Source organism: Rhizobium ruizarguesonis (genome assembly GCF_012349115.1).
Taxonomy (GTDB): domain Bacteria; phylum Pseudomonadota; class Alphaproteobacteria; order Rhizobiales; family Rhizobiaceae; genus Rhizobium; species Rhizobium ruizarguesonis.
This window is the reverse complement of sequence record NZ_PQIG01000001.1, coordinates 135913-147974: the sequence shown is the minus strand read 5'-3', so window position 1 is coordinate 147974 and position 12062 is coordinate 135913. Positions and strand designations below refer to the sequence as shown.

Annotated in this window: 8 protein-coding genes; 3 read left to right on the top strand and 5 right to left on the bottom strand. The window is 59.1% G+C overall.

Annotated elements, in window-relative coordinates; all coding sequences use genetic code 11:
- Nucleotides 1–471: 471 nt before the first annotated feature.
- Complete coding sequence (locus C3Y91_RS00675) at nt 472–738, bottom strand: DUF2277 domain-containing protein (RefSeq protein ID WP_018483888.1); 267 nt, start codon at nt 736–738, stop codon at nt 472–474.
- 691 nt (nt 739–1429) lie between these two features.
- Here C3Y91_RS00675 and C3Y91_RS00670 point away from each other — a divergent pair.
- From C3Y91_RS00670 to fhuB, 3 genes are read left to right on the top strand one after another with little or no spacing between them, the layout of a single operon-like run.
- The gene (locus C3Y91_RS00670; RefSeq protein ID WP_027688854.1) at nt 1430–2242 is read left to right on the top strand and encodes an ABC transporter ATP-binding protein; all 813 of its coding nucleotides are present in this window, start codon (nt 1430–1432) and stop codon (nt 2240–2242) included.
- Nucleotides 2243–2255: 13 nt separating this feature from the next.
- Nucleotides 2256–3134, top strand: coding sequence for an iron-siderophore ABC transporter substrate-binding protein (locus C3Y91_RS00665; protein ID WP_024322510.1), 879 nt, complete (start codon nt 2256–2258; stop codon nt 3132–3134).
- A complete protein-coding gene (gene fhuB, locus C3Y91_RS00660) occupies nt 3134–5104 on the top strand; it encodes a Fe(3+)-hydroxamate ABC transporter permease FhuB (protein WP_027688856.1) in 1971 nt (656 codons plus the stop codon). Before C3Y91_RS00665 ends, fhuB begins: the two co-directional genes overlap by 1 nt.
- A 312-nt stretch (nt 5105–5416) precedes the next feature.
- On the opposite strand, the gene C3Y91_RS00655 is transcribed toward fhuB, so the two are convergent.
- From C3Y91_RS00655 to C3Y91_RS00640, 4 genes are all read right to left on the bottom strand, one after another.
- The gene (locus tag C3Y91_RS00655) at nt 5417–7561 is read right to left on the bottom strand and encodes a TonB-dependent siderophore receptor (protein WP_130773321.1); all 2145 of its coding nucleotides are present in this window, start codon (nt 7559–7561) and stop codon (nt 5417–5419) included.
- Between the two features lie 263 nt (nt 7562–7824).
- Nucleotides 7825–8706, bottom strand: coding sequence for an alpha/beta hydrolase (locus C3Y91_RS00650; protein WP_027688858.1), 882 nt, complete (start codon nt 8704–8706; stop codon nt 7825–7827).
- A gap of 755 nt (nt 8707–9461) precedes the next feature.
- Nucleotides 9462–10694 carry an amidohydrolase family protein gene (locus C3Y91_RS00645; protein WP_027688859.1) on the bottom strand — a complete coding sequence of 411 codons (1233 nt, stop codon included), beginning with the start codon at nt 10692–10694 and terminating at the stop codon, nt 9462–9464.
- 9 nt (nt 10695–10703) lie between these two features.
- Entirely contained in the window at nt 10704–12053 is a 1350-nt protein-coding gene (locus C3Y91_RS00640; protein ID WP_027688860.1) for an 8-oxoguanine deaminase, read from the bottom strand.
- Nucleotides 12054–12062: the final 9 nt, after the last annotated feature.

Here is a 12062-nt window from a genome sequence, read left to right as displayed (position 1 = left end):
GCAAATAATGCAACCAGTAGAAATTAGGGTTGCAGCATTAATTTTCCTGATAACCGTGTGGGTGATGATTATCAGAGCGGCAATGGATTTTTTCGCGGTCCAGATGCCGATATCGCTTGTCGCGTTCTTACACGGATAGTCCATGTCCGATGGCTCCGCGAGATTACCTTCGAACTGCGGTGGGCACCCTTTCCTGAAGCAGGCGTTCAGTTTCTCCTCGCCGATCTTTGGCGCAAGTGGGTCATCTACGAGGCGGTGAACCCCTCAATCGGCTGAGTGGTCTATCCTCCTTGCGCAGACCAGCCGGCCTTGATGCCGGCAGTCGGCCGGTAAAGCCGCAAGAACGCGGCAACACCGAATTGACGGTAAGCGCGTAAATCCGAATCTTGCCGGCGGCCGAACGGGTCTACGCTCCTCGATGCGCCTCACCTATCTAAAGCGAGCGAAGCGGTGACACGACCCCCTACAAAATCATGCGAACCTGGTCAGGTTTTTCGCACGCGCTTTTGCCGCTTCTTCCTCGCGGTTGTGCGGCGGATGTGAAGTCTCGAGCGAATCGAGCAATTCGCGCGCGCATGCCGCGATCGAAACGATTGCGTGTTCGAACGCTGCCTCATTGCGTTTCGAGGGTTTGGTCGTTCCACTCAGCTTTCGTACGAATTGCAGTGCGGCATCATGGATTTCCTGATCAGTCGCCGGCGGATCGAAATTGAACAGCGTCTTTATGTTTCGGCACATGACTTGCTCCCAGTCATCTTCATCTCCTTTCGACCTTAAGACGGCCTGCCCGCTCAAGGGTCAGCGCGGGTGCGATCCTTTACCTGCTCGCAAGGATCTTCTGGCCACCCATCAGACCGTGCATCCTAGGCCGCTCCACCTCGGTTGTGAACATAGCTTCACCGCCGTCGTCGGACCGGATGAAGCCAACCGTTTGTTGCATTCAACCATGTCACGGTAACCGTCGCCATAGCGACTACCCTTGATCATCTCATTCTGCCGCACCTTGATCGGGTGGATCACATTTGACGACAACAAAGATAGATCCTTCTGAATACCAAGCCGAAGCAATCCCACAGGCGCCGTCACGCTTCGGCTGCCCATTGCGAGCGTGAGAGGTCAGGAATTCGGCTGCGTCTGCCGACCGCGCCCCTTCAGTTGGGAGCTCCCAACTTCTTCCTAACAACACTTCGAACGACTGTGCCAGACGAGCTAGAATTGCCCGGCGTCCAAAGGGGTTGGCGGACATCTTACGACTCAGACGGTGCCGACTGAGCGACCGATCGCGCTTGGAAAATCAAACTGACCAGATGGCCGAAAGGCGTGCCACCAGCATAAGGATGACGAGTACCTAGGCCGGGAATAGCGAAAATACTTGATTGACAGTCTCATCTTTAGTACCGACCCCTATCACCCGGTTAAAGGATGTCACGTGGCTACACTCCCCCCGACGCAAGATCCGCCTCCCACGGCCGAAACTTTCGTCGCCGAAAATATAGATCTTTCGATAGAGGGGAACGAGATTCTCCGCGACGTAAGTCTTAAATTTCCCGCAGGAGAGGTTGTGGCACTGGTCGGCCACAACGGCTCCGGTAAATCCAGTCTTCTCAAGATGTTGGCTCGCCAGCTTGTGCCGACCGCTGGATCGATTTCTTACGGGAACCGGGATCTTAGGATGTATAGCGAACGCGTCTTCGCTCGTTCGGTCGCATATCTGCCCCAGGATGTCACGACCGGATCGGAAATGACGGTCCGCGAGCTTGTGGGATGCGGTCGCTATCCGTGGCACGGAGCGCTCGGCCGCTTCACCAAGAACGATGAAGCCAAAGTCGTGGAAGCTCTTCGAGCAACGCATATCGAGACGTTCGCCGACCGTATCATGGGAACACTATCGGGCGGTGAGCGGCAGCGTGCCTGGATCGCGATGCTGATCGCTCAGGATGCTCGCTGCCTGTTGCTCGACGAACCGACGGCGGCACTCGATGTTGCTCATCAGATCGAGGTGCTCTCACTTGTGCGACGCTTGGCGCATGAGGGTGGAAGGAGTGTCGTCATCGTTCTCCACGATATCAACATGGCCGCTCGCTTCTGCGATCGGATTCATGCCTTGAAACGTGGTCGCGTGGTTGCCAGCGGAACACCGAGCGCGATCCTCGCGCCGAATACGCTGCAAGAGATCTATGGGATCGACATGGATGTGATCTCCGCGCCCAACCTGCCCTATCCGCTTGCCTATGTTTGCTGAGGCTGAGCGTTCAATGGGGATTTCGCGACGCTCCTTTTTGCAATTCGCGGCTGCCTCGGTCGTTCCAGCTCCGCTGTTTGCACAGTCGATGGGCCCAAGGATCGTCAGCCTCGACTACGGTCTTGCGTCCACTCTTTTATCCCTCGGATTGCCTCCGGTCGGGATCTCGGACCTCGCCGATTGGGACAGATGGGTTGTCGAACCGCCGATGCCAAAATCCGTTGTCGATATCGGCAGTTCGTTCGAGGTCAATTTTGAAATTCTCGTCACGCTGAAGCCCGACATTATCTTGACCACACCTTACCTGGATGAGCTGTTGCCCAAACTACAGTCGGTGGCGAAAGTCGTTCGGCTGGAAATCTTTACGCCGGGCATCGGACCTATTCTTCCCGCTGCCATCGCGGCGACGCGTAAATTGGCCGTTGAGCTTGGCCGTGAGAATGAAGCAGAGCAGTTCCTTGCGCGAGCCGACGCCTTCTTTGCGCAATGCCGCAGTCGCCTGGTGGGCAAGAACCTGCCGCCGGTCGCCCTGGTGAACTTCATGGATGCCCGCCATGCCCGCATCTACTCGAGTCCTGGACTGTTCCACAATGTGCTTGAGCGCATCGGTGTCCGGAACGCCTGGACCAGAGAGTCGAATTATTGGGGCTTTGAAACGATCGGGATTGAAGATCTCTCCAAGGTCACTGATCCGGACGCGCGTCTGATCGCCTTTGACCCGATTCCTCCGGACGTTCTTGCGAAACTCGCTCAGAGCCCGCTGTGGAACAGGCTTTCGTTTGCGCGTCCAGGCCATCTGTCGATTCTGCCGCCAGCCCTGATGTTCGGGATGGTGAACGAGGCCGTGCGTTTCGCAGGCCTTCTGACAGATCTTCTGGAGAAGGACGCTTGATGGTATCCCGCCGCGACAATATCGGGCCAGCAATTGTCTTCCTCCTCCTGATGTGCGGTGGAGGCGTGGCATCGTGGTTTCTTGCCGCTCCTGCGCTGTCAGAAATGGCTCGACCGGATTACGATGTCACGCGAATGGTGTTCACCTATTCGACGCTTCCCCGTCTTGCGACGGCGCTGATTGCCGGAGCCGCGCTTGCCCTGTCCGGTGCGCTGTTTCAGCAAGTTTTGCGAAATCCGCTGGCCGATCCGACAACCCTCGGCGTATCGGCCGGAGCAAACCTGGCGCTAGTGGTAACATCTCTGTTTCTTCCGGACTTGCTAGGCGCTGGCCGTGATCTTGTCGCTCTGATCGGCAGCGCGACCGCGGCTGCAATCGTCGTCAGCCTTGGGGCGCGCCGCGGTTTTTCGCCTTATTCGCTTGTTCTGTCGGGGCTGGTTCTCAGTCTATGGTGCGGCGGCCTCGCTGCCATCCTGACCTATTTGAACCAGCGCTACCTGTCGAGCCTGTTCATCTGGGGCGCCGGCTCGCTGGCACAACAAAGCTGGGTCATTCCCTTATCGCTTCTTTGGAAGTTGGTTGCCGCCGCCATCGTCTGCGCTTTCGTGATCAGGCCGCTTTCGCTTCTCGATCTTGGCGAGAGCAGTTCCACAGCACTCGGCGTCAGATTGGTCCGTCTGCGTTTCGTTGTCGTCGCCCTTGCCGTTGCGCTTGCTGCATTTGTCACGAGCGCCGTTGGGGTCATTGGTTTCATTGGACTGGTCGCGCCGACGATTACACGATTGTCCGGAGCACGGCGTCCCGCGCAGCTGATCTTCTGGTCCCCCCTGATCGGCGCCGGGCTGCTCCTTTTTGCCGACTCCATCCTGCAACTCGTCGCCGGCGGGCTTGGTGATTTCTTGCCGACGGGGGCGGTGACGGCCATCTTCGGTTCGCCGCTGCTTCTCGCGCTCCTGCCGCGGCTGAAGATCCGTCATAGACTACAGCAATCGCCGGCGTTCAGACGGCCACGTCGATGGGATGGAAGCGCACCGGTCATCATCACGGCCGCCGGACTGCTCGTGCTGTTGATGGTCAGCGTTTTTCTCGGACGTGACGTCAATGGCGGCTGGGCTTTTGCCTCCGGCGAATTTTCGGTCGATGTCCTTGCGATCAGGATACCTAAAATCCTCGCCGCCCTGGCATCGGGCGCGATGCTTGCTGTCGCGGGCTCCATCCTTCAACGGCTGACCGGAAACGAAATGGCAAGTCCCGAAGTTCTGGGAATCAGTGCCGGCGCGACCTTCGGTGTTGCGATTGCCCTGTTTGCCGTCGCTCCAGGGTTTCCCGGTCAATTTGCATTTGCCGTGACCGGTGCGATCAGTGTGCTTGTTGTCATCTTCGTCAGCTCCCGGCGATCCGCGTTCGCGCCTGAGCGCGTCCTGCTTGCGGGCATTGCCTTAAGCGCGATGGTCGATGCCGTCGTCGGCGTGTTGAGCTCGACGGGAGATCCGAGAGCAGTCCTGCTGATGCGATGGATGAGCGGGTCCACCTATCTTATCGACGGGTCGACCGCCGCAATGGAGGTGGCGCTCGGCGCCGTGCTGATTGCCGTCTCGCTCGCCGTTCGCCGCTGGCTTGACATACTTCCCCTTGGGCCGTCGCCTTCGGCGGCGGTCGGTATACCCTTGGCGAAATCGCGATTTGCGCTTTTTGGCCTCGCGGGATTGTTGACGGCTGCCGCGACGCTCACGGTTGGCCCATTGTCATTCATCGGCCTCATGGGACCTCACCTTGCGCGGGAGGCGGGATTGGTGCGCGCGCTGCCGCAAATGGTTGGCGCCGCTCTGATCGGAGGGGGGCTCATGGTCGCGGCTGACTTCGTCGGCCGCACGATCGTATCACCCTACCAGATCCCGGCCGGTCTTGTTTCCGCACTCATCGGAGCACCGTTCTTGATGCTGATGATGCGGAAGCGCCGGGCCAGCTGAGGTTGCCCCTAGGAGGGGATGGCCATGAGGCAAGCACCAGCAGGTACGCCGGCGCGATAGTTCGGCACTCCGTGGATAACTGCTTTTCTTCCGACGATCCCCGGTATGGCCTGGCAGCACCGATAGCGAAAGGCTTTGTCTTGTCGAAAACTGCAGGACGTTCGTTCTCGAAAGAACCAAATGCCTGGAACGCGGCTACAGCGCCGCACGCCTTTTCAAACGCGCGACGCTGTAACACTTTGAATTATTACACAACTCCGACGCTCAGATCGCGGACGCGGCCTTGATCGGACAAAGGCGGCGCCCACCACTTTACCAGGAATACTTCAGCGTGCCGACGACCTTACGCCGATCGCCGTAGAACTCAGTTCCGTAATAGCTGGTGGCGAGATACTTATAGTCAAATAGGTTCGTCGCATTGACGCCCAGCGTCACGTCCTCGGTCACCTTGTAGCTGACTGCGGCATCAACCAGAGTATAGCTGGCAAGCGACACCGTATTTGCATCGTCACCGTAGGTCTGACCGATATAGCGGACACCTCCCCCGATCGTCAGGTCACCGCGCCATCCATCTCCCGGAATCGTGTAATCGAGCCAGGCCGATGCCAGATGTCGCGGCACGCGGGAAGGCCGGTTACCGACATTGCCGCCTGTCCCGTCTTCGCGGATTTCAGCATCCCAATAGGAATAAGCAAGCGTCAGATTGAGCCTGTCGTTGATTGCGGCTTTTCCTTCGAATTCGATGCCGCGCACTCCAACCTTGCCAATCTGCTCCTGCACCAGAGGGCTGACATAGCTCGGCACATTGGTTTGGGTAAGATCAAACAGCGCCAAGGTGAAGAGGCCGTCAAACCCATCCGGCTGGTATTTGAAGCCAACCTCGTATTGTTCACCCTGCTGCGGTTTCAACGATCCTGTCACAGCGTAGCCGTTTGCGGTCTGCGCGACGAGCGGCTGGAAGCTTTCCGAATAGTTCGCATAAGCTGCGAGATTCGGCGTAAATTTATACGTCAGCCCGGCCCGCTTGGTGAAAGCTGACGCCGTGTCGTCGTCGCTTGTCCCGCTATCGAGGTAATCCGCAGTCGTGTGAACCTGGTCCCATCGCCCGCCCAGAGTAACGATCCATCGATCGTCGAACGTCAATTGCTCCTGAGCATAGATCCCGAGCGCCTGCTGCTTGACGCGCCAGTTCACGTAAGGGCCAAGGTTAATGCAGGAAAGACCGCAATAGACCGGATTATCAATATCGATCGGCCCCGCCGTGCCGAACAGGATGTTTTCGCGCGTATTGTCACTGGTGTAATCGACGCCGACGAGCGTCTTGCTGTCGATCCCGTCCCATGCGGTATCGTACTGCAGCTGGTTGTCGAAGGCGTAGCGATTGGACATGCCGTCAACCGAGAACGCCGTTCGATTGGCCGTCGGATCCAGCGATGCGCCATAGACTTCAGCATAGTCCAGGCTCAAATGTGTATAGCGAGCGTTGGAGCGGAAGGTCAGGTTCTCGTTGAACGAGTGCTCGAACTGATATCCGATGTCGACCTGCTCCGTATTGAAGCGATTGAAGTCCGGTTCGCCGAGGAAGGTGTCGATATCGATATTTGCGCCTGTGGGAAAGCCGCGCGCGCCCGTTCCATCGCGTTTATAATAATCGGTCAGAATGGTGAGCGAGGTCCCCTCTTCCGGCTTGATCGTCAGTGCCGGTGCAATGTAGGTGCGGTCGTCGTTCGAATAATCCAAGCCCTGGTCACCGTCCTTGGCAAGTGCGGTAAGCCGGTAGGTCCACACGCCATCGGCATCAATCGGGCCGCCGAAATCTGCACCCACTTCCTTGGTACCATCACCATAAGACGTGTAAACTTCGCCATGCTTCTCATCCAGGGGCCGTTTGGTGATTGCATTGACCAGTCCTCCCGGGCCGTTAAGGCCAAAGAGGGTCGAAGTCGATCCTTTCAGGACCTCGACGCGCTGAAGACCATAGGGTTCGAGGCGGCTGGCAGTGAACCAGGCGGGAATGCGCGCCGCCAGTCCATCCCGGTAGGTGCCAAGCGCCGTCTGATCAAAGCCGCGAATTCTTATATAGTCGTAGCGGTCGTCGTTACCGAACTCATCCGAAAAGACGCCGGCGGTATAAGCGACCGCCTGCTGAAGATTGTCCACATGACGCTCTTCCAACTCTTTTTGCGTCACCACCGACACGGACGCCGGTACATCGACGACCGGAGTATCTGTTTTGGTGCCTGTGGCGGTATCCTTGGCAACGATGGTGCGATCAGGGCCAACCACACGATCCGACTTGCCGGTTATGACGATCGGGGCCAATTGCGTCGCCTCTTCCGCCGCATTGTCTTGTGCCCGGCCAATGCCCACCGATCCGGACGACACCGTCATCAAAGCGCTGCTCGCAATCAATCGGCTTGTGAATATGCGCAACTTTCCCTGTAGTCCCACTGTCATACTTCCCCTGTCAGACCAATATTCAGCAGTGTGACGGCCGCCCCTCCGGCCACTGCAGCGAGTCCGTTTACTAAAACAGGAGAATTGGAGTCAACTTAATAATCATCCTTTTGTGACCATCTTTGCTCCTGGTCGGGACCATGAGGTTTAGGGGCAACACGGAGAGACGACGTAATCCCGAACGCCCATGTGGCACCGACCTTGACGAGTGCGCGGCACGAGGTCGTTCGTCTCAACTACGATCGTCTAACCGTCGGAGAGCGTCACAGGTCGGTCAAACTCTGGACGGCGAACGCGATGCTAACTGCACGATTCACGGCCGCCGCAAGAACGGACATATGGGTCTCACCGGCATAAAGCTCGAATTCGGTACGCACGCCGTCGGCAGTGCCGTTTAATCGCTCTGCCATCTCTCGCGCCAGGAGGACGGTCCGCTCCGTCTTCCTCTTCTCCAGACGCGCAGGGGCATCCTCGTTCCGGTACTGGAAGGGTGCCAGCTCATCGCCTTCGTATTCTCCGGCGGACAAATGCAGGAAGGGTGCATTCCCCGGCGCGTCTTGACGCTGCGCCTCATTCTTGAGGATTTCACTGTTCTCCCAATAGATGGTTGGGCTGGCCGCAATCCAATTGGCAAACAGACCTGGACGCTCGAACAGAGCATAGAGAGTAAAGAGGCCGCCGAAGGAATGTCCGAAAAGCGATCGGCGCATCGGGTCCAGTATCACCATCTCTGCGATCCGCGGGATAAGCTCGTTTTCGATGAAATCCACCAGCTTACCGGTCCCTCCGATGACAACCGGCGGACCGCCCTCAACGAACGGCGGATAGGATTTGACCGGCGGAGGGCCCAGGTCCCAAGACCGGCGGAGCGGATCATAGGGCTCGTCGGACGGGTAGCCGATCGCCGCGATCACTCCCCAACCGACATTCGTCCCCGTCGGATAAGGTGCCTGAGTGACCAAGCTGGCGACCGCGAAGGGGAAAGTGGCGTTGCCGTCGGTCATGACGAGAAGCGGCCATCCTCCCGCCGGCGGTCTCTCCGCCGGAATGGAAAGGAATATGCGATAGGGCTCGCCGCCCGCAGCAGGAGCCAGATCGAAAAAACACGTTCCGGGCATCGAATAGACGCTGGTATGATTGATCATGAGAAAGTTTTCTGATGCTTGGAAAAGAGGATGGGAGAAGGGAAATTGATGTTGGTGCAGTTCACTAGTGGGTTTCGAAGCTTTCAAGGTTGGTGCAGCGCTTGCTGATATCCGGACTTCCGCGAAAGCGCATCGGCAATCACGGTTCGGAGGTTTGCAGAGGCTGATCTAACCTAATTCCAGGCATGATTTGAAGACGCGGAGCTATCGAGCCGCATTTCGATCCAACAGATGAATTCGCAGGGCCTTCAATTCAATCATCTCCGAACACTGCTAAGCCGACGTCTGTTTCGTAACTTTCCTGGGTTTGCAACCCCGAGGCGGTAACGTGAACCAGACGTCGGAGCCACCCACTTCTCAAGCGTCGTGGCCTTGTGCGCGGCCGGGCTTTTTTCCCTAAACGACAACCGGCCAAGTATGGAGATTGATGCCGATCATCCATGTGGACGCCACCGGCAGCACTTCCTTTATCGCTGACCCGTTTAGGAGAGCGCCTGTTTAGCCCCGCAGAGATCCGGGCGCCTACGTCGCCGTGAACCCGTTAGAGGCTAGGATGTGCGGACATCAATGATCATCGTATTTGAGCCTCAATGAGTTGCTCACGGGTACTGATCGGACCCTGCCTTTCCAATAGAAAACTAAGGATTCTCATCTCCATACGCGCAAGCGCTATTCTCTTGCCTGAAACGATGACGGCGTGCGGCCCGAAGCTGCTGGCGGAGACCGATCCGCCTAGAGCGAAGCGTATGCGGTGCCTAGCCTGGGTCCAGGAAAAGCTGCGGCCGCGGGCGAAGGAAGCTCCGACGACCATTTTTCCACCCGGCGCTCGCGGGCGCGATTGTCGCGACGGCATCGGCAGCCGAGGGGGCGTCGAAGACGACGATATCTGCCGCGCTGCCGATCGCAATGCCGTAAGCCTTTCTTCCCAGGAGGGTGGCAGCCTGTGTCGTGATCATCGCGAAAACACCGTCGAAGCCATCGGGGGTGCCGATCTGGGCGATGTTGGCGTAAAGATTGGCCATGCGCATCAGGTTGACGTCGCCGAAGGGCGTGAACGGATTCAGGACATTGTTGGTGGAGATGGTCGTGACGACGCCGAGCGCTGCCAGGCGGTGGGCGGGTGTCACGCCGCGCGGGACGAGATGGGTCGAATCACGGCCGGTCAGGAAGAGATCGGTAGCCGGTAGCACGGTCAATGCGATGCCAGCCTCGGCAAGACGGCGGCCGATCGGCTCCAGTTCTTCCGGCGGCAAAGCAGAGAGCTTGGTGACATGGCCAACGGAGACGCGCCCCTGGTACCGGCGCGCGACGGTCTCGGCGATGACGACAGGGAGATTGGAGCCTGCGGGGTCGAGGTCGAAATCGAGGTGGAAATCGACAGCAACGTCGTGGCGCATGGCGAGGTCGAAGATGCGGCGGATGTGTTCGACGGGCTCCGGATCGGTGTAGGGGCAGCCGCCCACAAGATCGGCACCCATTTTCATCGCCTGTTCCAGCATCTCCTCAGTGCCGGGGTCGTTCGTCAGGCCCTCCTGGGCGAAGGCGCAGATTTCGATGTCGAGGAGGCTGGTATAGTCGGCCTTCAATTTTCTGATCGCCTCGAAGGAGCGGAAGCCGGCGCGCGGGTCGATCTCAACGAAGGTGCGCAGGCGGGTGGTACCGTGGAGGATCGCCTTTTCAACGACTGCGCCAGCACGGGCATAGACGTCTTCTTCGGTGAAGGCCGCCTTGGCCCTAGAGGTCTCGCTGACGGCCTCCGTGAGTGTCCCGGTGCAGAGATTGCAGCGGCTGATGATGCCGGCCTTGTCGAGGTGGATATGGGTTTCGATCAGGCCGGCGCAGGCGAATTTCCCTCCGGCATCATGGTGGGGTGCGTCGCAGACGAAGCGAGGTGCGATTGCCGCGATTCGGCCTGCCTCGAAGGCGATGTCGGTCGGTTCGGTCAAGCCGGCTATACGGGCATTACGGATGACGAAATCGATCGCCATGGGGCCTCCTCAGACCGACAGAAGAAAATTGCGGGCGACGCGGTTGTGATCGGCAATCAGCGCCTCGATATCGGCACTATCCGGCATGCCGTCGGTGACGCGCCATTCGCCTGCGATCATGACGCGATCAGCCGTGGTGGCGCCGCAAAGCACGAGGGCTGCCAGCGGATCACCGGCACCGGAGAAACGCAATTCGTCTAGCTTGTAGAAGGCCAGATCTGCCTGGCGGCCCGGCGCGATGATCCCGATGTCGTCGCGACCGAGCAGCCTTGCCGACCCAGCGGTTCCCCAGCGGAGCGCATCGAGATGGGTAACCGCTTCGGCGCCATAGGTCAGCCGGTTCAGCATCAAGGCATGGCGCACGCTTTCCATCAGGTTGGAATTGTCGTTGGAAGCTGAGCCGTCGACCCCAAGGCCGACAGGCACTCCTGCGGCTTCCAGCTCGCAGGTGCGGCACATGCCTGATGCAAGCACCATGTTCGAGGTCGGGCAATGGCAGATGCCGACGCCGTGCCGGCCGAGTTCGACGATCTCGGCATCGTCGAAATGAATGCCGTGGGCGAGCCAGGTGCGCGCACTCAGCCAGTTGCAGCGATCGAGATATTCCACCGGCGTGCAGGCGAATTTGCTGCGGCAGAATTCTGCTTCCGCTCTGGTCTCGACCAGATGGGTGTGGAGCCGGCAATCGTAGCGTTCCGCCAGCGCCGCGGTTTCGCGCATCAGTTCCAGCGTGACGTCGAAGGGCGCGCAGGGCGCGAGCGCCACCTGCGTCATCGCCCCTTCGGAGCGGTCATGATAACGCCGGAGCACACGCTCGCTGTCGGCAAGGATCACGTCGTCGTCCTGCACGACATTGGCCGGCGAAATCACGCCTTGCTGGTCCTTGATATTGAGACTGCCCCGCGTCAGCGTGATGCGCATGCCGAGGCGAGCCGCCTCCTCGGCCTCGACATCCATCGCGTCTTCGAGGCCGGCGGCATAGAGATAGTGGTGGTCGGAGGTGGTGGTGCAACCGGAAAGGAGGAGCTCGGTCAGCGCGAGACGGACGGCAAGACGGAAGGCCTCCGGCGTCATGTGTCTTGCCCAGATCGGATAGAGCGCGCGGATCCATGGCCAGAGCGACTTGTTGATCGCAGCCGGATGGGCGCGTGTCAGCGTCTGGAACATATGGTGATGGGTGTTGACGAGACCGGGAATGACGACATGCCGGCCAGCGTCGAAGCGTGCATCGACGGGGCTCGCAGGCTGCCGTCCAGCCGCAACCAGCTCGACGATGCGGCCATTCTCGATGACGATGCCGCCCTCGGCGCCCTCAGCCATGATGGCGAGCGGCGATTGGATCCAAAGTCGGCCCTTCATCTGCGGTGC

Bases quoted from the DNA above. Each gene is read 5' to 3' on its own strand.
- C3Y91_RS00675 (WP_018483888.1), bottom strand. From the start codon at position 738: ATGTGCCGAAACATAAAGACGCTGTTCAATTTCGATCCGCCGGCGACT.
- C3Y91_RS00665 (WP_024322510.1), top strand. From the start codon at position 2,256: ATGGGGATTTCGCGACGCTCCTTTTTGCAATTCGCGGCTGCCTCGGTC.
- fhuB (WP_027688856.1), top strand. From the start codon at position 3,134: ATGGTATCCCGCCGCGACAATATCGGGCCAGCAATTGTCTTCCTCCTC.
- C3Y91_RS00655 (WP_130773321.1), bottom strand. From the start codon at position 7,561: ATGACAGTGGGACTACAGGGAAAGTTGCGCATATTCACAAGCCGATTG.
- C3Y91_RS00650 (WP_027688858.1), bottom strand. From the start codon at position 8,706: ATGATCAATCATACCAGCGTCTATTCGATGCCCGGAACGTGTTTTTTC.
- C3Y91_RS00645 (WP_027688859.1), bottom strand. From the start codon at position 10,694: ATGGCGATCGATTTCGTCATCCGTAATGCCCGTATAGCCGGCTTGACC.
- C3Y91_RS00640 (WP_027688860.1), bottom strand. From the start codon at position 12,053: ATGAAGGGCCGACTTTGGATCCAATCGCCGCTCGCCATCATGGCTGAG.